Consider the following 21350-nt stretch of genomic DNA (forward strand, 5'->3'; position numbering starts at 1 on the left):
CCAACCTTCGCTAAGCCGCTGCGCGCCTAAGCTTCGGTATCCTTCCCCCGCAAGGGGGGAAGGGAGGTGCCACCCCCTCACGCCGGCACCTGTGCGGCGAAGTGGCGGGCGATGGCGTAGCGGGTGGCGATCCAGACGTCCGGCCGGGCCCGGACGTGGCGGAGGAATTCCTCCAGCGCCCAGATGCGGCCGGGGCGGCCGATGATGCGCAGGTGCAGGCCGAGGCTCATCATCTTCGGGTTCCCCTCCTCGCCCTCGCGGTAGAGCTGGTCGAAGCAGCGCTTCGCATAATCCAGCCAGCGGTCGGGGGTCAGCGAGGGGTCGGTCCACATCTTCATGTCGTTGGTGTCGAGCTGGTAGGGGACGATCACGATCGGGCGGCCGGGCACCGTCTCCCGATCCCAGAAGGGCACGTCGCCCGAATAATCGTCCATATGATATTCGAAGCCCTCGCCGATCAGCAGCCGGCGGGTGTTGTCGGTGTGGAAATAGCGGCTGAGCCAGCCATAAGGGCGCGTGCCGGTGGTGCGCTCGATCGAGGCGACCGCCTTGCGGATGAACTCGGCCTCCTGCGCCTCGTCCATCCTGAACTGGTGGACCCAGCGCCAGCCGTGGCTGACCGGCTCGTGGCCGAGCCCGGCGATCGCCTCGGCGATCTCGGGATGCTCCTCGAGGCTCATGGCGGCGACTGTCCAGCTGGCCGCCACCTCGAAGTCGCGGAGCAGCTTCACGATGCGCGGCGCGCCCGCCTTGATGCCGTAGAGATAGTTCGATTCGTTGCCGTAGTTGCGGATCGGCGCCTTGATGTGGATGCCGAGCTCGTCGACCGGCTCCATCCCCTTGTCGCCGCGCGCGACGGTCATCTCCGATCCTTCCTCGACATTGACGACGATGGAGAGGGCGATCTTCGCGCCGCCGGGCCAGTCGATCCGTTCCTCGCGCATCAATGCATTTCCTCGCCGCCCGAGACGTTCAGCGCCTCGCCGGTGACATAGTAGGCTTCGTCCGACGCCAGCCAGGCGCAGGCGGCGGCGGTGTCGGCGGGAAGGCCGGGCCGGCCCATCGGGTTTCGCTTCGCCATATTGGCAAGATACTCCTCGACGGTGGCGAAGCCGAGCAGCTTGGAGAAATATTCGTTCTGCCTGGCGCCGAGGCCGGTGGTGACGTGATTGGGACAGACGGCGTTGACGGTGATGCCGTGGGCGCCGAGCTCGACCGCCGCGGCGCGGGTGAGGCCGACCATGCCATGCTTGGAGCTGACATAGGCGGGAAGGTGCGGGAAGCCTGTCTTGGCCGCCTGGCTGGCGATGTTGATGATGCGGCCGCCATTGCCGGCCTCGACCATCGCCTTGGCCGCGGCCTGCGTGCAATAGAAGGCGCCCGACAGGTTGACGGCGAGGACGAGGTCCCAGTCGGCGGGCTCCACTTCCAGGAAAGGCTTCATCATGAAGCCGATGCCGGCATTGTTGACGAGCACGTCGACGCGGCCGAAGGCGTCGAGCGCGGCGCCGACCAGCGCCCGGCACTGGGCGGCGGAGCTGACGTCGCAGGGGACGGCGACCACCTTCGCGCCGCGGGTGCGCAGCTCGTTCGCCACCTCGTCCGCCTCGGCGTCGATCTCACGGTCGGAGAGGACGCAGTCGGCGCCTTCGTCGGCGAAGCGCTGGAGGATCGCCTGGCCGAGGCCCTTGTGCTTGCCCGAGCCGGTGACGATCACCGTCTTCCCCTCGAAGCGGCGCATCACAGGTCTTCCGTCAGGATGAAGAGGGGATTGTCGGCGAAGTCCTGGAACTTGCCGGCCACCTTCTGGAACTCCTCGGTGGTGACCTCGGCGACGAAGGGATCGATGGCGGTGATGTCGATCACCTCGATATAGTCGTAAGGCGGTTTTGCGTCCGAGCCGAACAGGCCGGTGGCGCGGTGGACGGTGAAGTTGCGGACCGAGGACAGAGCGTTGGCGCCCGGAATGTCGGTGCCGCGCGCCCAGGCTTCATATTCGGCGCGGTCCACGCCCGGCTTCAGGTTGAACAGGCACACGATCCTCATCGTCTCTCTCCTTGGTCGGGGGGTGGGCGGTAGGCGCCGAGCGCCGCGTCGAGCCGCCGCGCGGCCGCGAACAGCCCCGCCTCGGCGCCGGGAAGGCCGACCAGCTGCACCGCCGCGGGGAGCCCGTCCGCGCTCCAGCCGGCGGGCAGGCTGAGGGCGGGAAGGCCGGCGATGTTGGCGAGGCAGGTGAAATCCGCCTGGTCGGCCGGCGGCGCTTCGCCGAGGAGGTGCGGCAGATGCGGAGCGGTGGGCAGGAGGAGAAGGCCGTGCCGCTCCACTGCTTCTCGAACCTCGGCGCGCGTGGTCGCAAGAATATCCCGATCGGCGACCCACTTGTCTTCAGCACGGCCGGCACCGTAGCCGATCAGATGGCGCAGATGCTCCGACAGCAGCGCCGGATCGGCCTCTCGCAGCGCCTCCGCCAGCGACCGCGCCGCGGCGATGAAGCCGGCGAAGCGGATGCGGGAGAGCGGGTGGGTGAGGGTGACGGCGCCACCCGGCTGGATCGCGTCCACCGCCGCCTGATAGGCGCTCAACACCTCCGGGTCGCATGCAACTCCACCGAGACCGGCGAGGGTCGCGCAGCCGGAAGCTTCGCCCTCGCCGAACCTGCCCATCACCCGCGCGGCTCGCTCCAGCAGGTCGAGCGAGCGGGTAAGCGGGCCGATCGCATCGAAGCCGGGCTCGCACAGCTCAAGCCCTTCCTGGCTGACCGCGCCTTCGGCCGGCTTGAAGCCGTAGACGCAGCAGAAGGCGGCCGGGATGCGGATCGAGCCCATCGTGTCGGTGCCGAGCGCCACGTCGCAGAGCCCCGCCGCCACCGCCGCCGCGCTGCCCCCCGACGAGCCGCCGGCGGTGCGGGCGAGGTCGTGCGGGTTGCGGGTGGAGCCGAACCAGGGGTTCGCGGTGACGGTGCCGAGCGCCGCTTCCTCCATGTTGAGCGTGCCGACGATCGCCGCGCCGGCCTCCCGCAGCCGCCCCACCACCTCGGCGTCGGCGGGGGCGATGCGGCCGCGGTGCAGCGCCATGCCGGCGGTCCAGGGCAGGCCCTCGACGGCGATGTTCGCCTTGACGCCGACGGTGAGGCCCGCGAGCGGCCCTTCGCCGGCTTTCGCATCCCGATCCCAGTCGAGAAAGGCGTTGAGCGGGCGGTTCGCCGCTTCGAGAGCGTCGAAGTCGATCATAGCGAAGATCCTCCCCGGGACGGGGAGGGGGACCGCGCGCAGCGCGGTGGAGGGGGCCCGGCACAGGCACAGGATCGGCGGAGAACCCCCTCCGTCAGCCCTGCGGGCTGCCACCTCCCCGTCCCGGGGAGGATAAGGAGCACCCCCCTCATCCCTTCCTCTCGTCGATGAGGCGGATCGGTTTCTGGCGGATGTCGATCTGGGTGGCGGCGGCGGTGTCGCCGGGGCCGACCAGATCGACCAGCACCTCGACGCCGAGGCCCTGGCGCAGCAGGGCGGCGAGCTCCTCCCGGTCGGCGCCGCCGCGGCTTTCGAGGGTGACGTGGAGATCGTCGCGCCCGCCCGCGTCGCGGCGCAGGCGGCAGACATATTCGCCGGTGAGATCGGAGCGCTTCTCGATCAGCGCGCCGATGGCGTGGGGGAAGACGTTGATGCCGCGCAGCTTCACCATATTGTCGCTGCGGCCCTTGAAGCCGGCGATGCGGCGGAAGACCATGCCGGTGTCGTTCGCGCCGGTGAGCTCGTGCGTCACGTCGTGGGTGTTGAAGCGGATGCAGGGCGCGACATCGTCCTTGAACAGGCAGGTGACCACCATGTCGCCGCTTTCGCCCGGCGCCACCGGGCGGCCGGTATCGACATCGAGCAGCTCCAGATACTGGGCGTCCTCCCAGACATAGAGGCCGTCCCGCTCCGGCCCCTCGCCGGCGATCGAGCCCGTGTCGCCGACGCCGTACCAGTCGAACGCCCTGGCCCCGCCCCAGGCCTGCTCGACGCCCGCGCGGTCCTCGGTGCCGAGATGGCCGCAGATCATGCGAATGCCGATCCGTTCCAGCAGCCCTTCGGCTTCCGCCACCTCGGCGAGCTTGCGGATATAGTCGATGAAGCCGACCAGCACGGTGACTCCGAAATCGGCCATCAGCTGGACCTGGTTTACCGAGCGCGTCTCGACGCCGGTGCCGGCCGAGAGGAACAGGCTGTTGGTGAAATGGGCGACGGCCTCGCGAATATAATGGCCGCCATTGATCATGCCGTGGCCGTAGACCGACTGGACCACGTCTTCGGGGCGCAAGCCCTGCCAGCGGTACATGCGGCCGACGAGGAGGTTGGTGACCTCGCGCCCCTTGGGGCCGAACAGGAGGGGCTGCGGCCGCCCGGTCGTGCCGGAGGTGGTGTGGAAGATGGCGGGCGGGCGCCCCGCGCCGCCGAGGCCCGCGAAATCGCCGAAGGGAGGATGATCGGCGACGGAGGCCATCAGGTCCGATTTGTCGAAGACCGGCAGCTTGCCGATATCCTCCAGGCCCCGGATGTCGCCCGGTTCGATGCCGCGCGCGCCCCACAGGCGGCGGTAGAAGGGGATTTCCCAGCCGCGCGCCATCAGGCGGCGGAACTGCCGGTCCTGGATCGCGTGAAGCTCGTCCCGGCTCATGCCGGTGTAGCGGCGGACGAAGGCGTCGCCGACCGGATAGTCCTCCAGCAGCTGCCTGGCGTCGAAAGCCTCGAAATAGGTGGGGAAGCTCATCGCGGCTCCGTGAAATAGCCGAGGGGATCGTCGAACGGGCGCGGATCGCCGCCGTCGCCGGCAAGTTCGCGGGCGAGGGCATATTTCGCGCCGGCCTGGGCGGAAGACAGCGGCGCCTCCGGGCTGCCGAGCACATGCTCCACCCGCCGCTCGATCCGGCGTCCGTCCTTCAGGACGAGGATGATCGTCTGCGGCGTCATGGCATTGGGATCGGCGCTGCCGTCGGGATGGACGACGATGCGGGCGGCGAGGTCCGGCGAGGCGGCGGTCTCGCGCGGATCGATTCGCCCGCGCTCGATCATCTGCGCCGCCAGGAAAGGGAGGCACAGCCGCGCGTAAGCGGGCGTCATGTCCGGCTTGAAGGGGCGGCCGACCAGGCGCTGGATGAGCGGCGGCACATGCGCCTCGACCCGCTCCACCTGGTCCGGCGCCGGGGCGAGCTCGGCCAGCACCGCCAGCGCGGCATGGCTGGCGCGGCCGGACGGGAAGGGCTTCACGCTCACCTCGCCGATCCGCCATTTGCCGCCGATGTCCTGCGTATATGTCGAGAGGCTGCCCTCCTCGAACAGGCGGAAATAGCCGAACGGGCCTTCCAGCACGTCGTGCGGGCCAGAGAGGCCGGCGGCCGCCAGATCGACGGCGGCGACGGCGGCGCGGGCGGCGAAGCCGATCTGCAGCGGCAGCGCGATCGAACCTTCGGCATGGGCCTGCATCGTCCCCGCCGCCTGGCTGTAGGCGAGGCCGAGCACGTCGTCGAACCGCTCGGCGCGCTCCACCCGCGCCACCACCAGCGCGGCGCCGATCGCCCCCGCCACCGCCGGGCGGAAGAAGCGCATTGGGCCGGTCGCGGCGATGCCGAGCCCGGCCGCGACGTCGACGCCGACGGCGAGCGCGGCCAGCGCCTCCTCCGGGTCGCAGCCGCCGCGCCGATCGATCGCGGCGCCGAGCGCGGCGGTGACCACCGACATCGCGTGGACGACGGCGCCTTCGTGTACCGCGTCCCACTCGAGGCAGTGGGTGCGAAAGCCGTTCACGAACGCGGCGGAAGGGGCGGGCAGGCGGTCGCCGCCGCCGATCAGCCGCGCGTCGTTCCCCGCGCCCCAGCCCCGCGCCGCCCGGACGACCCCTGCCTCTTCCGACAGCCGCCGCCCGGCCGCGCCCACCGCCAGCGTGTCGCCGAGCAGGCGCAGCGCGTCGGCGCGCACGTCCGCCGGCAGCCGATGGTCGGCGCGGGCGAAGTCGAGCAGGCGGGCGGTGGCGCTCACAGCCAGTCCTCCAGCAACGCGACGAGCGGCGCCGCATCGCCGTCATGGCTCAAGGCGGCGTGCACGGCCCGCGCCCCGTCGGTGATGCCGCCCCAGGCCATCAGCGACAGCGCCTTGGCCCCGATCGCTGCGGGGGCGAGCGGCCGCTCCGGATCGCCGCGCGTGTCGACCAGCTCCACCGAGGCCCCGCCCGCCGAAACCTTCGCGCCGAAGTGGTCCGGATAGCGCGCGGTGAACTCCGCGGATTCGACGACGTCCACCTGCCCGCGCAGCGCGGCGACTTGCGCGTCCGCCAGGTCCTCGAAATGGCGCAGCTCGGGCGTGCCATGAGCGATCGCGACGGCGACGCTGTGCTGGATCGAGAATTTGGCCTCGATCGGCGAGTGCGGTTCGGGCCGGTCGCAGAAGGCCACCGCGTCGGCATAGGTTTCGACCCGGACCGGCGGCTTCAGCGCACCGCTCGCCTTCAGCTCCAGCGCGGCGTCGATCGCCGGATGGGCGTGGCGGCAGGCGGGCCAGGGCTTGAAGCTGACCTCGTCCATCCGCCAGCCCTCGCCGAGCCGAAGCGGCTTCGGCCGCTCGGTCATCGCGGCGTAGAGCCCCTGTTCGCCCTCCAGGATCGCGGACGGGCCGGTCAGTCCGTGCGCCGCCAGCCGCGCGATCCAGGTGCCGGTGCGGACGACATGGGCGACGTGAAGCTGCTTGGTCGCCACCGGCTCGTGCCGCATGCGCCACAGGCCGCCCGCCACCGAACCCGCATTGCCGAGCGCGTCGACCAGCCGCGCGCCGGTCAGGCCGAGGATCGACGCGGCCGCGGCGACGGCGCCGAAGCCGCCGGCCGTCGCCGTATTGTGCCACCTCGCATAATGATAGGCGTCGAAGGTCGCGCCGACCGCGATCATCGCTTCATAGCCGCGCACCCCGGCGGCGAGCAGATCGGCCATGCCGGCCCCGCGCTCGCGCGCCGCGATCAGCGCCGCCGGCCAGACGACGGGTCCGGGATGGAGGATCGCGGCGCGGTGGACGTCGTCCATCTCCATGACGTTGCCGAGCATCGCGGCGCGCAGCAACGCGTCCGGCTCGGCCGCGCGCGCCGCCGCCGCGACCTCGCCGCGCCGGGCGCCCGCGACGCAGCCGAGCCAGTCGAGCAGGTGCAGCCGCGCCCGATGCAGGTTGTCTTTTGCAACCGGGCGCTCCAAATGATGAGCAAGGCGCTGCGTCAGGCTCAGCTCAGGCATGGACCCGCGCCGCCTCTATGTCGCTCGAGGACATGAAAACGTGCCGCAAAGCGCAGTCAAGACGCCGAAAAAGCCCCGCTACATCGCATTGGCGGATCAACTTCGCGACGAAATTCTGAAGGGCAATTATGCCCAGCCCGACGTGTTCCCGACCGAGTCGGAGCTTTGCGAGGAACATGGGGTCAGCCGCTTCACCGTCCGCGAGGCGCTGCGCAAGCTCCAGACCGAAGGCCTGATCGCCCGCCGCCGCGGTTCGGGCACGGTGATCCAGCCGGCCGCGGCGCGCGCCGGCGCGCTCCACCAGCCGCTCTCCAACGTCGCCGAAATCCTGCAATATGCGCGCGACACGCGCTTCACCTTCAGCCATTGCGGCAAGGCGCGCATCCCGCGCAAGCATGCCGAGCAGATCGGGATCGACGCGCACGGCACCTGGCACCATCTGCGCGGCATCCGCACCCGCATCGGCGACGAGCAGCCGATCGCGCTGACCGACGCCTATATCCACTCCGATCTCGCCGCCGCGGCCGAGCGGATCGACGTCGCTAAGAGCACCATCTTCCAGCAGCTCGAGGAGCTTGCCGGCGTGACCGTCGCGCGGGTCACGCAGGACATCCAGGCCGTGCCCGCCAGCGCCGACGTGGCCGAGCAGCTCGGCGTGCCTCGGCGCAGCCCCTGCCTCCGGATCATGCGCTGCTATCTCGACCAGCGTGGGCGCATCTTCGAGATTTCGGTCAGCCACCATCCCGGCGACCGCTTCGCCTATGCGATGCATATCGAGGTGGACGGCTAGGCTCATCCGCCGAGCTCCGGCGCCGGGCGGGGCGCCCAGTCCTCTCCCTCGAAGCGGAAGGCGGGGCCGATCTGCGCGCCGTCGGACTGGACGACCAGGCCCCGCGCCGCGACGTGCGGCTGGCGCAGCGCTTCGGCGAAGTCGAGGACGGGGGCGAAGGCGACATCCTTGTCGTGGAACCAGGCCACCCATTCGTCGCGGGTGCGGGCGGCGAACGTCTCGGCGAGGAAGGCGCGAAGCTCGGCCTGCGGCGCGCCGGCCGGAGCCTCGCCGAGCGGAATGAGATCGGGACGGCCGAGCGCCGTCAGCAGGTTGGCAACGAATTTGGGTTCGCGGCCGCCGAGCGCGACATGGCGCCCGTCGCGTGTCCGGTAGACGCCGTAGAAGGCCGCGCCGCCCAACGACCGCTGGTCGGCGGACCGCGGCGCGGCTCCGCCGGTGAGGGCCCCGCCGGCGATATGCGCGCACCAGGGCAGGAGCGAATCGAACATCGCGCAGTCGATATAAGCGCCGCGCCCGGTCCGCTGCCGCCCGATCAGCGCCATCAGCACCGCCGACAAAGCGGTGAGCCCGGCCGCCATGTCGGCGGAAGGGACGCCCGGCACGACCGGATCGCCGTCCGCTCCGTCGTTCACCGACAGGAAGCCGGACAGCGCCTGCACCGCCAGATCGTGGGCGGGATGATGGGCGAGCGGCCCCTGCTGCCCGAAGGCGGAGATCGAGCAATAGACGATGCCGGGATTGCGCGCAGCCACCTCCTCATAGCCGAAGCCGAGCCGTGCGATCGCGCCGGGGCGGAAGCCTTCGACGAACACGTCCGCCGCCGCGATCTCCTCCCAGAGCCGGGCCTTGCCTTCCTCGCTCTTGAGGTCGAGGGCGAGGCTGCTCTTGCCGCGGTTGAGGCCGCGGAACCACACCGACTGCCCGTTCTCGAACGGGGCCATCTGCCGCGCGGGATCGCCGCCGGGCGGCTCCACCTTCACCACTTCGGCCCCGTGATCGGCCATCATCAGCGTCATCATCGGGCCCGGCAGGAACAGGCTGAGGTCGACGACCCTGATCCCGCTCAGCATCGCCATGTCAGACGACGCCGTTCTGCCTGAACCGCGCGATCTCCTCCGCATCGTAGCCGATCTCGCCGAGGATCGCGTCGGTGTCGGCGCCGAGCAAGGGTGCGGCGCGGACCGGCGGACGGGCGCCGTCGACGCGGATCGGGGCGGCAAGGACGCGCAGATCCGGCCGGTCAGGGTGCGGCGCCTCGGCGACCATGCCGGTCCGGGCGACGAAGTCGCTGTCCAGCGCCTCGTCCAGCCCGTTGACCGGCGCCACCGGCATGTGGCCGGCGAGAAGGTCGATCCAGTGGCGGGTCGGATGCTGGGAGAAGATGCCGTCGAGCATCTCGGTCAGCGCGCCGCGATTGGCGAGCCGCGCCGCCGGCGTGGCGAAGCGCGGATCGTCCGCCAGCTCCGGCCGGCCGATCCGATCCGTCAATATGGTCCAGAATTTCGGGAGCTGCGCCATCACGAACACCCAGCCGTCGGCCGATCGGAACATCTGGCTGGGCGTGACGGACGGATGGGCGGAGCGCGGCGCGCGGCCGGTGACGTCGCGCTCGTTCAGATACCAGACGGCAGGGTAGCTGGTCTGGTGGACGGCGGCGGACAGCAGGTCGACGTCGACGTCGCGCCCCTTGCCGCTGCGCTGCGCGTCGACCAGGGCGGCGAGCAGACCGACCGCCATCATCGTCCCGGCCATGAAATCGACCATCGACAGGCCGAAGCGGGTGGGCGGGGCGTCCGGCTCGCCGGTCAGCGCCATGAATCCGGCCTCGGCCTGCATCAGATAATCGTAGCCCGGCCAGCGCGCGCGTTCATTGTCCCGGCCATAAGCCGACAGGTGCGCGCAGACGATCGCCGGATTGACCTCCGCCAGCGCGGCGTAGGTGAGGCCCATCTTCTCGGGAAGGTCGCCGCGCATGTTGTTGGCGACGGCATGGGAACCCTCCGCCAGCCGGTGCAATATCTCCTGCCCCTCCGGCCGGCGCAGGTCGAGGGTCAGCGAGCGCTTGTTGAGGTTGAAGGTCTGGAAATAGACGCTCTCCCCCGCGCGCAGGAAATGCGGACCCACGAGGCGGGCCGTGTCGCCACCCTTGGGCGGCTCGATCTTGATCACTTCCGCGCCCAGGGTCGCCAGGAACTGGGTGCCGTAGGGGCCGGCGCCATATTGCTCCGCCGAGACGATCCGGAAGCCCGAAAGGGGAAGGGCGCTCATGCCGGGTTCCGCTTCACCCATTGGCGGCTGATGATGATTCGCTGCATCTCGTTCGTGCCCTCGCCGATGCACATCAGCAGCGCGTCGCGGTAATAGCGCTCGATCTCATATTCCTTGGAATAGGAATAGCCGCCGAAGATGCGCATGCCTTCCTCGGCGTTGCGGACGGCGGCTTCGGACGCGAAATATTTCGCCATGCCCGCTTCCATGTCGCACCGCTCGCCCCGGTCATAGGCCTGGGCGGCGTCGAGCGTGAGGAGCCGGGCCGCGCGGGCGCGGGTCACCATCTCGCCCAGCTTCAACTGGATCGCCTGATGCTCGGCGATCGGCTTGCCCATCGTTTTCCTGAGCTGCGCATATTCGGTGGCGAGCCGAAGCGCGCCTTCGGACAGGCCCACGCCGCGCGCGGCGACGTTGATGCGGCCGAGCTCCAGCCCGCCGGTCGCCTGGAAGAAGCCGTTCCCTTCCGCCTCGCCGATCAGATTCTCCTTCGGGAGGCGGTAATTGTCGAACACCAGCTCGGCGCTGTCGATGCTCTTGTAGCCGAGCTTTTCGAACTTCTTGCCGACGGTGAAGCCTTCGCCCTTGGGCGCGATGAAGAAGCTCATGCCCTTGTAGCGCGGCTCGGCGGCGGGATCGGTCTTGACGAGCAAGGCGAAGCAGCTGCCCTCGACCCCGTTCGAGATCCAGGTCTTGGTTCCGTTGATGACATAGTCGTCGCCGTCGCGCACGGCCGTGGTGCGGATCGCCTGGAGGTCGGTGCCGGCATCGGGCTCGGTGAGCGCGAGGCCGCCGCGCAGCTCGCCGGTCGCGAATTTGGGGAGCCAGTGCGCCTTCTGCGCCGACGTCCCGAACCGCTCCACCGCCACCGCCATGATCAGGTGGGAATTGAAGATGCCGGTCAGCGCCATCCAATGGGACGCGATCCGCGCGACGATCTTGGCATAGGTGGTGGCGGGAAGGCCGAGCCCGCCATAATCCTTGGAGATGGTGGCGCCGAACAGCCCCATCTCCTTCATCTGCTCGACGAGGTCGGAAGGATAGAGGTCGTCATGGTCGAACTTCATGACGACCGGCTTCACCTCCCGCTCGATCCACCGGTCGATCGCGTCGAGAAAGGCTTCCTCCTCCTCGGGATCGATGTGCGGCGCGGCGAGATCGTGGGCGGTCGCCATTCAGCTCTCCATCGGCCCGTGGCCGCGCTTCCAGATCAGCATCGACCGCGAAAAGGTGCAGCAGACGTCGCCATGCTGGTTCTTGCCGGTGGTACGCACCGTGACGATCCCCTGTTCCGGCCGCGACTTCGACTCCCGCTTCTCCACCACCTCGCTTTCGGCATAGAGCGTGTCGCCGGGGAAGAGGGGGTGGGTGAGCTTGATGTCCTGCCAGCCGAGATTGGCGACCGCCTTCTGGCTCACGTCCGAAACGCTCATCCCGACCATCAGGGCGACGGTGAAGGGCGAGCAGACGAGCGGCTTCTGGAACTCCGTCTTCTTCGCGAATTCATAGTCGAAATGGGCGGGATGCGTGTTCATGGTGAGAAGCGTGAACCAGACATTGTCCGCATCGGTAATGGTCCGGCCGGGCCGGTGCTCGTAGACATGGCCGACTTCGAAATCCTCGAAGTAGCGGCCGAAGGTCTCGCGAAAGCGGCCCGGGGCCACTTCGATCGCGCCGTCACGCATCTTGGTTCTTCTCCACTTTGGCCAGTGTCGCTTCATAGCGGCGCATCAGCGGCGCCTCCAGCATGCGTCCCTTGTGGCGGGCCGCCCCGCCGCCCGCCGCGCGCCACGCGGCGATCGCGTCCCGGGCTTCCGCCACTTCCTCCTCCGACGGCGCGAACGCGCGCCGGATCGGCGCCACCTGCTCCGGATGGATGGCGGCCTTGGCGGTGAAGCCGAGGCGCCGCGCCTGCCGCGCCTCCCGCTCCAGCCCGGCCGTGTCGCCGATATGGACGAAGGGGACGTCGATCAGCGCCAGGCCGCGCCCCGCCGCCGCCAGCACGAACCGGCCGCGCGCCGCGGCCAGCGGTTCCCACGCCAGCTCCACGCCAAGCTCGGCGGCAAGGTCGCCGCCCCCGAACATCAGCGCCGAGACGCCCGGTTCGTCGGCGATCTCCTCGGCGCGGCGCAGGGCGGCGGCGGTCTCTATCAGCGGCACCAGCGGCGGCGCGTCCGTCCCGAGCACGGAGCGGGCGATGCGGGGGTGCGATGCGTCGTCCACCATCGGCAGGAACAGGAAAGCCGGCCGCCGCTCCGCCTCGCGCAGCGCCAGAAGGTCGCGCAACCCGTGCGCGGTGGCGAGCCCATTGATCCGCAGCGCGAGCCGCGCGTCGCCCGCCGCGATGGCGTCGAGCGCCGCTTCCCGCGCCGCATCCTTGTCGCCATCCGCGACCGCGTCCTCCAGGTCGATGCAGACGAGATCGGCCCCGCTGGCGAGCGCCTTCCCGAACCTGTCCGGCCGCGAACCCGGCACGAACAGGATGGAGCTGAGCTCGGCCGACCGATTCAAACGCTTGCCCTCCCCTGGAGACTGTGGCTAACAATTTGTCCGGACAAATCCAAAGTCAACCGGAAACGCGCGCACCGCATCTTTTTGGGTTCGAACAGGAGGAGGATCGAATGAAGAAAGGCTTGTTGGCGACGGCGGCGATAGTCGCCGCCGCGGCCCCGGCGTGGAGCCAGAACCGCATGCTCGACCCGCAGCGGCCGGAGGATGCGCTGGAGATTTCGAAGCGGGTGCAGTGCGGGACGGCGGACGGGGTGCCGGCGGTCTATTACTGGTACGGCAAGGTCTATTCGCGCGTGCAAGGGGAACCCGACCGCCACATCTTCAACGGCGAGGGGATGAACGTCCGCCAGTGCGTCTCCACCAACGATCCGGTGCGTGGACCCGGCTGGCGCATGGTCTCGCGCGAGATCATGCTCTACACCGATCCCGTCACCAACGAGGTGGTGCGCGAGTGGCGGAACCCCTGGACCGGTGAAACCGTGCCGGTGATGCACATCGCCAACGATCCGGTGAACAGCCGCGGCTTCACTTATGCGCGCGGCCAGGACGGAACGCCTTATCGGCTGAACGCGCGGCAGGTCGGCCGCTGGCTGCTGATGCCGATCGAAGTGCCGCTCTTCTACACCAACCCGCTCGCCGGCGATTACCAGGATTATGTCGGCAACAAATATCACGCGATGGAGATTTTCGACTTCGCGATGGACGCCAACGAAGCGATGGACGCGCGGCGCCATCCGACCGTCTATCCGACCGTCTCCTGGGTCCGCATTTCCGACTGGATGCCATGGATGAAGATGCGCGGGCGGCAGGGCCAGATCGTGTTCAACGCCATGGGCACGAAGCTGCGCAGCTTCGACGATCTGCCGCTGGTGCTGCGCAACGAGATTGCGGCGAATTATCCCGCTTATGTCGCGCCGCCGCCGCTCGACGACGCGCGTCCGAACGACACCACCTGGACGGTGTTCAAGCGGATGGTGGACGAGGAACGGGCGCGGCAGGGCCAGCAGGCGCCGCGCCAGGGACACTGACGTGCCGCTGAGCCGCCGCGCCCTGCTTGTCGGAGGCGCGGCGGCGATCGCCGCCGGGGCGGCGCCTCGGCTGGCGTGGGGCAGCACCGAGGCGGATGTGGTGGTGATCGGCGCCGGTCTCGCCGGCCTCCACGCCGCGGCCTTGCTGGAGCAGGCGGGGCAGAAGGTGCTCATCCTCGAGGCGCGCGATCGTCCGGGCGGGCGGCTGCATACGCTCGACGCGCTGCCTGGACGTCCCGAAGCGGGCGGCGTTCAGGTCGGCAGCGCCTATCGCCGTCTCCGCCAGGTGGCGGAGGCGCTCGGCGTCGGGCTGGAGCCCGCGCCGCCGCCGCCTTCGGCCCGTCCCGCCGGCTATGTCGTGAAAGGCGGGAAGGTCGCCGCGGCGGACTGGCCGGCGGCGGCCGCCAATCGCCTCCCCGAGCCGTTGAAGGCGGTGCTCCCCGACGGGATCGAGCGCCATTTCCTCGGACGCCTGCCGCAGCATGAGGGGCCGCGCTCCTGGCTGGAGGCGCCGGCCTGGGCTGAGGACGTGCCGCTCGCGGAAGCGATGCGGCGGCAGGGCGCCGACGAAGAGGCGCTGCGGCTCGCCGCGGCGAACCTCAATGCCTCGGGGATCGAGAGCGTGTCGGCGCTGCATTTCCTCCGCCAGGCGGCTGTCTACCGCGCCGGGGCCGGGCCGATCTTCACCGTCACCGGCGGTTCGCAGCGATTGCCAGAGGCGATGCTGCGGGCGCTCCGCGGCCCGGTGCGTCTCGGCGCGGAAGTCCGCGCGATCCGCGAGGACGGCGGCGGGGTGGACGTCTTTCTCGCCGGCGGCGCCGCGGTGCGGGCCCGCCATGCGATCTGCACGATGCCGTTCGCGGCTCTGCGCGAGATCCCGGTCGAGGCGCCCTTGTCGCTGCCGGCCGCCCACCTGATCGCCACGCTCCCCTATGTGCGCGTCACGCAGCATCATTTCGTCGCTTATGGTCCCGAGGCGCAGGCCCTGCCGCAGATCCTGTGGACCGATGATCCGGATCTCGGGCGCGTGTTCCGCGCCGGACCGGCCGGAGACGGCATGCAGCTCAAATTCTGGTACAACAATGCCTTTGCGGACCGGATGGACCGGATCGGGGAAGCGGTCGGCGCGCGCCGGGCCGCGGCGCGGCTGCAGGCGCTGTTTCCCGGGCTCGAAGGCGGGCTCGTCCATACCGGCTTCACCAGCTGGACGCGCGACCCGTTCGCCCGCGGCGCCTATCACAGCCTCGGCGCCGGCCAGGCGGCCATGCTCGCGGCGATGCTTCGCTCCAGCGAGGGCCGGCTCCTGTTCGCCGGTGAGCATCTGGCCGAGGAAGCGACCGGCATGGAGGCGGCCTTCGAAAGCGGCGCCCGCGCGGCCGCGCGGATATTGGCACGAAGCTGAACCGGCGAGACGAGAAGGAAGGGTCCGCCGCGGCAGACGGCGAGCCCCTTCACAGGCATCGGATCAGAAGCGGAAGGTCGCCTCGACGCCGACCGTCCGTCCCTTGCGCAGCGTTCCGAAGAAGCCGCGCGGCGACCCGGTCTCGATCTGCGCCGGCCTTCCGTCGAAGGTCAGCGCCGGCGGGTTGCCGACGCCGGCCGGGAGGTTGCGCGTGCCCGTGCCGTAGCGCAGGTCGAACCAGCGGGTGGCGAGCGGGATCGTGTCCTCGTTGGTGAGGTTGCGGCCGAACAGGGCGACGGAGAAGCGCTCGTTGCGGATGCCGACGCGCGCGTTCAGCAGGAAGGTCTCGCCGGTGCGGGCCTGATTGTGGACCTGCACATATTTGCTGCCTTCGAAGCTGAAATTGGTGTTGGTGAACAAGGTGAAGTCGCTCTGCGGCGACAGGGCCGTGTCGTAGGAGATCGAGCCGTTGATCTGCCACGGGCTGCCGAGCGGAAGCCGCCGGCCGGAAATGTCGCACAGCGGCAGCGCGGACGCCGGCGGGTTGCGGGTGTCGAAATTGGGCCGCAGGCCGCCGGAGCGGAGGATGAACTCGTCCGCGTCGCAGCCGCGGGTGAACCTGGCGTTCACATAAGCGACGCCAAGGCTCATATCGAGGCCGCGAGTCGGAACCGCCCGCACCTCGACCTCCAAGCCGTAATTGCGCGCATCGCCGGAATTGGTGACGATCGAGGTGAGCGCGCCGGTGCCGGTCGGGTTCGGAATGGCGCTGGTCAGCTGAACCTCGGACAGCTTGTTGTAGAAGACGGCGGCGGCGAGGCGCAGCGTGCGATCGAGCACGTCCGCCTTGATGCCGAGTTCGCCGCCCCGCGACTTTTCGGGCAGGTAGCCGATGAACGCCTGCTGCCCGGTTTGCTGCGCCGCCGTGACGCCCGCCGTGCCGTTAAAGCCGCCCGGCTTGCGGCCGGAGGCGAGCACGCCGTAGAACAGGGTGCCGCCCGGCGTCCGATAGTCGATCGTGAGGCGGGGGTCCCATCCCGAGAAGGTGCCCGCGGGCAGGCAGGTGCCGGTGAAGCCGAACGTCCCCGCCTGGTCCTGCGCGCCCGCGCAGAAGATGTTGGTCGCCGACGAGCGGTCGATCAGCGTCTTCCGCTCGCGCTGGTAGCGAAGCTCGCCGGTGACGGTCAGCCGCTCGGTGATGTCCCAGGCCAGCAGGCCGAACACGGCGCGATTGTCGATGGTCGCATATTGCGAAAGATCGGTGCCGAGCGGCAGGCCGGCGGGGCCGCTGGCGAAGGTGATGTCCACCGTCTGGAAGCGCTGCCGGAAATAATAGGCGCCGAGGAAGCCGCGCACCGGCAGGTTGGCCGGGCTCGCGATCCGGACTTCCTGCGAGAAGTCGCGCTGCCGGTCGCGGTTGGTGTTGGCGAAGGCCGGCTCGACGCCGACGAGCGCCGCCGGCGGCGTGAAGGGGACGAGATAGACGAAGGCGTCGCTGTGGTCCGAATCGGTGCCGAACAGATTCTTGTTGCGGCGATAGCCGGTGAGGCTCGAGACCACCCAGCCGGATCCCGCCACGTCCCAGTCGAGCACGTTGGAGATCATGATCTGTTCGTTGAACACGCCGTCGAACGCGGTGCCGTCGCGCACGCCGAGCGGCGGGCCGAGGTCAATCGGATCGGTGTTGAGGCGGATGTTGTTCGGTTGGGGCCGGATCACGCCGCAGAAATATTGGTTGCGGTTCTCCGACCGGCGGGTGACCGGATAGGCCTGGAAGATCGGATTGCCCTGGCGGTGCGCGGGCGAGCGGAAGCCGGGGAAGCAATTGTTCGATTCGGCGCCCTGCAGGAAGATCGCCAGCGGCCCGTCGTCGTCGCGCTGCCACATGATGCGCGGGCGGATGCGGATGTCCGGCGTCGGCTCCGCGAGCAGCGTCAGATAGGCGGAGGTCGATTCCTCCTGGCCAACCTTCTTGCCGGTCAGCTGGTTCACATATTCGCCGCCATAGGTGAAGAAGCGGCCACCGGCGCGGAAGCCGAGCACGCCGGGGATGATCGGACCGGAGATCGATCCGGCGATCTCATATTCGTTGTGCTGCGCGGCGCGGGCGCGCCCCGATCCGCTGAAGACGGAGGTCGGGTCCTTGGTCACATAGTTGATCGCGCCCGCATAGGTGTTGCGGCCGTAGAGCGCGGACTGCGGACCCTTGATCACCTCCACCCGCTCGATCGCCTGCGGGTCGAAGCCCTGGATGTCGCCCTGATAATAGATGCCGTCGATGAAGAAGGCGGCGCCGGTCTCGACGCCCGCCTGCACGCCGGCGAGCACGTTCGACTGGCCGCGGATTACCGGCCGGTCGGTGGAACGGCCGAACGCCTGGCTGAAGCTGACCCCGGTCGCCTGCTGGGCGAAGTCGTTGAGATTGTCGAGGCCGAGCTCCTCGATCATCGCGCTCGAGACCACCGACACGGCAACCGGCGCGTCCTGGAGCCGCTCCTCCACCTTGCGCGCGGTAACCAGGATGTCGGGGATGCCGCCGCTCTGGTCGCGCCCCGCGCCGGTGGTGCCGGTGATGGTGCCTTCGCCCCGTTCCTCGGTCACCGGTCCCTGGGCCAGAGCGGGCATCGCGGTGAACGCCGTCGTCGTCGCGGCCGCGGCCAGCAGGTAGGTCTTGAGTCGCATCGATCATCCCTCCCGGTATTTTTGCGGCATTGTGTCAGCAGCGTTTCAAATTTGTCCAGACAAATTTTGTCGCAAAGATGCTTAAGCGGCGGGCTGTGGCTCCGGCGCAATTCAGAACGGCTTCACCGAGCCGAGATAGGAGGTGACGAGCAGCAGTGCGTAGACCACCCACACCCAGATCCGCGTCCGGTCCATCGTGCGCCGCAGTGGCAGCTCGGTCGCGTCGGAGGAGCCTTCGGCGATCAGCCGGCCGAGCTGCCCGCCGACCGGGCGGAACATCGCGTCGATCATGATCGCGGCGAGGAAGATGAGGGCGAAGGCCAGCGCCTTCAGCGCCAGCCAGAGGGGGGCGAGCGGCGCGCCGGTCAGCAGCGACTGGACGCCCAGCCAGAGATAGAAAGCGGTCAGCAGCAGCTTCAGGAAGGTTTCGTTGCGTCGGTTGCGCGCCGCCCGCTCGGTGCCCTCATGCTTGTGGGTGTCGAGGATCAGCCACAGCCACAGGGCCGCCGCCGCCCAGGAAGCGACGAGCAAGGGCGCGGGAACGTCCCACCAGGCGCCGGCGGCGAGCACGGTGAGCGACATCGGCACCATCAGCGCCCAGGCCGCCCGCGGCACCAGGTCGACGATCACCAGCAGCTTCAGCAGCGCCAGCCTCTGGTCCAGCGAATAGACCTGCCGCTTCCTAAAATGCTGGCCCAGGATGAAGACGCCGACATCGGCGCCGAGCCAGAGCACGAACAGCAGCAGATGAAGATAGACGATGGTCGGATAGCCGATTGCCTGCACGTTCACCCCTCCTCTCCGGAGCGCCGGGACCAAAGACGGTCTTGCATATGCTGCGCAACATTGTCAAAGTTGTCCGGACAAATTGACCCGCTAGACGGTCAGGGAGGATGGGATGCGAAAGGCGTTGCTGCTGGCCACGGCCTCTGTGATGGCGTTCGAAGGGACGGCGCGCGCCGCCGACCAGCAGGATCCGCCGCCGTCCGCGGCGGCCGCGCAGGAGGCCCCCGACACCGGCCCACGCGCCGACATCATCGTCACCGCGCAGCGCCGCGCCGAACGCATCCAGGACGTGCCGATCTCCATCACGGCCTTTTCGTCCGAACAGCTCGAGGCGCGCGGCATCACCGAGGCGCTGGAGCTCATCCAGTTCGTCCCCAACCTGTTCGGATCGAACAACACCGGCATCGGATCGGCCAACGCTTATTATCTGCGCGGGCTCGGCAATACGGAAACGATCGCGACCTTCGATCCGCCGGTCGGCACCTATGTCGACGACATCTATCTGTCGCGCCAGAACGCGAACAATCTCAGCCTGTTCGACGTGGAGCGGATCGAGGTGCTGCGGGGGCCCCAGGGCACATTGTTCGGGCGCAACACCACCGGCGGCGCGGTCGCGGTGATCATGCGCCGGCCGGGCGACACGTTCGGCGGCTTCGCGGAGATCGGCTACGGCCGGTTCAACATGCTGCTCGGCCGCGCCTCGGTCGACCTGCCGGCGGCGCCCGGCCTGTCCTTCAAGGTGAGCGGCTATTGGCAGGACGACAAGGGCTATGTCCGCAACACGGTGACCGGCGACCGGCTGAACGACAATGACGGCTGGGGCGCCCGCGCCGCCGTGCGGGCGGAGATCACGCCGACGGTGCGCTGGAACGCCTCCTGGGCCTATATCGTCAGCCGGGCCGAAAACCTGCTCGATTTCGATTGCGATCCCGCCAATCCGGCCAATTGCGGCGGGCGTTTCGCGACGACGGGCTTGCGGGAAGGGCGGCGCATCTCGCCGTCGCCCTATCTTCCGCTGGCGATCAGCGGGCGCAAGGCGGAGTTCGGCCTGGGCAATCATGCTGCGCAGCATCTGGTCACGTCGAACCTGGAATTCGACGTCGCCGAGAACATGACGGTGAACCTCATCACCGGCTATGTCTCGCTCGGCCAGCAATTCGCGCTCGACTTCTTCGACGGACGCGGAGGCCCGAGCCTCGCCGTGCCGGTGCCGCCGGTGCGCGGGTTCCCGCGCGGCGGCTTCACCATCATCAACGACGGGCGCCACCGCCAGTTCACGCAGGAAGTGAAGCTGAACGGCTCGCTGGCCGATGGCTTCATCGATTTCGTCACCGGCCTCTATTATCTCGACGAGGACAACGAGACGGATTTCGCCGACGTCTTCTCGATCTTCACCGGCGCGCCGGGCGGCACCCCGCTGCTGCTCGCCGACCGGACGCTCGACAACCGCACGCGTGCCTATGCCGGCTACGCGCAGGCCGATTTCAACGTCACGCAGGAAGTCACGCTGACGGCGGGCGTGCGCTACACGGACGAGGAAAAGGTCCTGTCGTTCCGCGACAACCGTGCGATCTGCGCGGCGGCGCCGCTTCCCGCCACATGCCTTTCCGATCCCAATCTGATCGCGCCGTCGGGCATTCCGATCCCGCGCAGCCAAAGGGTCAAGATCTGGACGCCGCGCTTCGCCGCCAACTATCAGCCGCACCGCGACCTGCTGTTCTTCGTGAGCGCCACGCGCGGCTTCAAGTCGGGCGGCTGGAACGCCCGCAGCACGGCGCCAAGCCAGGTGCTGCCGTTCGGGCCGGAGACGGTGTGGAGCTATGAAGCGGGCCTCAAGGCGGACTTCTTCGACCGGCGGCTGCGCACCAATCTCGCCGTCTACCAGATGGACGTGTCGGACCTGCAGACGCCCTCGGCGCTGGTCAATCCGGCCACCGGCGCGATCACCTTCCTCACCCGCAACTTCGCCGATTACCGCAACCGCGGCGTCGAGGCGGAGATCAGCTGGTTCCCGGTCGATGCGCTGAGCCTGTTCGCCAATATCGGCTATCAGAAGGACAAATATATCATCGACCGGAACGCGCCGGCGATCGACATCTACGGCGTCACCTCCGTCGCGGCGCAGCAGGCCGCCTGCCGCGCGCAGCTCGCGACCGGCGCCGTGCCCGGAACGCCGCAGACGCCCGCCTGCGGCACGGGCATCGTCACCGTCACCGGCGACATCGCGACGCCTGTACGCACGCCGGACTGGTCGCTGGCGATCGGCGGCAGCTACAATGCCGATCTCGGCGGGGGGCTCACGCTGACGCCGGCGGTGAACGCGGCCTATCGCTCCGCTTACGAGGTGCAGACCAGCAACCTCACCTTCTACACCGGCGCGATCACCGGCACCAACGGCACCTTCCCGGCCAATCCCTTCGCCGGGCAGTTCATCACCGGATCGCGGGCGGAAAGCTATTGGCTGGTCAATGCCAGCCTGGCGCTGTCCGGCGACGGCGACCGCTGGCGGCTGAGCATCGAGTGCCAGAATTGCTTCAACGAGCGCTACCTGCAATCCTCGCTCGCCAATTACAGCTATTTCAACGCGCCCGGCACCTGGACGGCGCGCGCGCGGGTGCGGTTCTGACC

General features: G+C 69.2%; 18 protein-coding genes. 4 read left to right on the forward strand and 14 right to left on the reverse strand.

The window, feature by feature from the left end; all coding sequences use genetic code 11:
• Positions 1–77 precede the first annotated feature (77 nt).
• The 7 genes from ACK4K7_RS09355 to ACK4K7_RS09385 all read right to left on the reverse strand — a co-directional run bounded on the left by ACK4K7_RS09355 (position 78) and on the right by ACK4K7_RS09385 (position 7252).
• Positions 78–944 (reverse strand): polysaccharide deacetylase family protein, encoded by an 867-nt coding sequence (locus ACK4K7_RS09355; RefSeq protein ID WP_431865433.1) that lies wholly within the window; start codon positions 942–944, stop codon positions 78–80.
• Positions 944–1741: an SDR family NAD(P)-dependent oxidoreductase gene (locus ACK4K7_RS09360; protein WP_431865435.1), complete on the reverse strand. Its 798-nt coding sequence runs from the start codon at positions 1739–1741 to the stop codon at positions 944–946. Before ACK4K7_RS09360 ends, ACK4K7_RS09355 begins: the two co-directional genes overlap by 1 nt.
• A complete protein-coding gene (locus tag ACK4K7_RS09365) occupies positions 1741–2046 on the reverse strand; it encodes an REDY-like protein HapK (protein WP_431865437.1) in 306 nt (101 codons plus the stop codon). The genes ACK4K7_RS09360 and ACK4K7_RS09365 overlap by 1 nt, the downstream gene beginning before the upstream one ends.
• Positions 2043–3230, reverse strand: a complete 1188-nt coding sequence (locus ACK4K7_RS09370; protein ID WP_431865439.1) for an amidase — start codon at positions 3228–3230, stop codon at positions 2043–2045. Before ACK4K7_RS09370 ends, ACK4K7_RS09365 begins: the two co-directional genes overlap by 4 nt.
• 148 nt (positions 3231–3378) lie before the next feature.
• A complete protein-coding gene (locus ACK4K7_RS09375) occupies positions 3379–4749 on the reverse strand; it encodes a phenylacetate--CoA ligase family protein (protein ID WP_431865440.1) in 1371 nt (456 codons plus the stop codon).
• Positions 4746–6014, reverse strand: coding sequence for an MmgE/PrpD family protein (locus tag ACK4K7_RS09380; RefSeq protein WP_431865442.1), 1269 nt, complete (start codon positions 6012–6014; stop codon positions 4746–4748). The genes ACK4K7_RS09375 and ACK4K7_RS09380 overlap by 4 nt, the downstream gene beginning before the upstream one ends.
• Positions 6011–7252 carry an MmgE/PrpD family protein gene (locus ACK4K7_RS09385; RefSeq protein WP_431865444.1) on the reverse strand — a complete coding sequence of 414 codons (1242 nt, stop codon included), beginning with the start codon at positions 7250–7252 and terminating at the stop codon, positions 6011–6013. Before ACK4K7_RS09385 ends, ACK4K7_RS09380 begins: the two co-directional genes overlap by 4 nt.
• Before the next feature lie 40 nt (positions 7253–7292).
• Between ACK4K7_RS09385 and ACK4K7_RS09390 the strand changes: the two genes are divergently transcribed.
• Positions 7293–8042, forward strand: a complete 750-nt coding sequence (locus ACK4K7_RS09390; RefSeq protein ID WP_431865445.1) for a GntR family transcriptional regulator — start codon at positions 7293–7295, stop codon at positions 8040–8042.
• A 2-nt stretch (positions 8043–8044) separates the two neighbouring features.
• On the opposite strand, the gene ACK4K7_RS09395 is transcribed toward ACK4K7_RS09390, so the two are convergent.
• Genes ACK4K7_RS09395 through ACK4K7_RS09415 form a run of 5 tightly spaced genes read right to left on the reverse strand, consistent with a single transcriptional unit; the run spans position 8045 to position 12824 of the window.
• Positions 8045–9121 (reverse strand): CaiB/BaiF CoA transferase family protein, encoded by a 1077-nt coding sequence (locus ACK4K7_RS09395; RefSeq protein WP_431865446.1) that lies wholly within the window; start codon positions 9119–9121, stop codon positions 8045–8047.
• 1 nt (position 9122) lies between these two features.
• The gene (locus ACK4K7_RS09400) at positions 9123–10313 is read right to left on the reverse strand and encodes a CaiB/BaiF CoA transferase family protein (protein ID WP_431865448.1); all 1191 of its coding nucleotides are present in this window, start codon (positions 10311–10313) and stop codon (positions 9123–9125) included.
• The gene (locus ACK4K7_RS09405) at positions 10310–11488 is read right to left on the reverse strand and encodes an acyl-CoA dehydrogenase family protein (protein WP_431865449.1); all 1179 of its coding nucleotides are present in this window, start codon (positions 11486–11488) and stop codon (positions 10310–10312) included. Before ACK4K7_RS09405 ends, ACK4K7_RS09400 begins: the two co-directional genes overlap by 4 nt.
• The gene (locus ACK4K7_RS09410) at positions 11489–11998 is read right to left on the reverse strand and encodes a MaoC family dehydratase (RefSeq protein ID WP_431865450.1); all 510 of its coding nucleotides are present in this window, start codon (positions 11996–11998) and stop codon (positions 11489–11491) included. It abuts the gene before it with no gap.
• Positions 11991–12824, reverse strand: a complete 834-nt coding sequence (locus ACK4K7_RS09415; protein WP_431865452.1) for an HpcH/HpaI aldolase/citrate lyase family protein — start codon at positions 12822–12824, stop codon at positions 11991–11993. The genes ACK4K7_RS09410 and ACK4K7_RS09415 overlap by 8 nt, the downstream gene beginning before the upstream one ends.
• A 110-nt stretch (positions 12825–12934) precedes the next feature.
• On the opposite strand from ACK4K7_RS09415, the gene ACK4K7_RS09420 reads away from it, so the two are divergent.
• Together ACK4K7_RS09420 and ACK4K7_RS09425 are read left to right on the forward strand one after the other, a co-directional pair.
• Positions 12935–13852, forward strand: coding sequence for a DUF1838 family protein (locus ACK4K7_RS09420; RefSeq protein WP_431865453.1), 918 nt, complete (start codon positions 12935–12937; stop codon positions 13850–13852).
• Between the two features lies 1 nt (position 13853).
• Positions 13854–15254 carry a flavin monoamine oxidase family protein gene (locus ACK4K7_RS09425; protein ID WP_431865455.1) on the forward strand — a complete coding sequence of 467 codons (1401 nt, stop codon included), beginning with the start codon at positions 13854–13856 and terminating at the stop codon, positions 15252–15254.
• 63 nt (positions 15255–15317) lie between these two features.
• Here the strand turns inward: ACK4K7_RS09425 and ACK4K7_RS09430 are convergent, their stop codons facing one another.
• Positions 15318–17936 carry a TonB-dependent receptor gene (locus tag ACK4K7_RS09430; protein WP_431865457.1) on the reverse strand — a complete coding sequence of 873 codons (2619 nt, stop codon included), beginning with the start codon at positions 17934–17936 and terminating at the stop codon, positions 15318–15320.
• A 111-nt stretch (positions 17937–18047) separates the two neighbouring features.
• Positions 18048–18728 carry a hypothetical protein gene (locus tag ACK4K7_RS09435; RefSeq protein ID WP_431865459.1) on the reverse strand — a complete coding sequence of 227 codons (681 nt, stop codon included), beginning with the start codon at positions 18726–18728 and terminating at the stop codon, positions 18048–18050.
• A 106-nt stretch (positions 18729–18834) separates the two neighbouring features.
• On the opposite strand from ACK4K7_RS09435, the gene ACK4K7_RS09440 reads away from it, so the two are divergent.
• Positions 18835–21348, forward strand: coding sequence for a TonB-dependent receptor (locus tag ACK4K7_RS09440; RefSeq protein WP_431865461.1), 2514 nt, complete (start codon positions 18835–18837; stop codon positions 21346–21348).
• Positions 21349–21350 lie beyond the last annotated feature (2 nt).

Origin of the sequence: Allosphingosinicella sp., assembly GCF_046295735.1 — a bacterium.
Taxonomy (GTDB): Bacteria; Pseudomonadota; Alphaproteobacteria; order Sphingomonadales; family Sphingomonadaceae; genus Allosphingosinicella.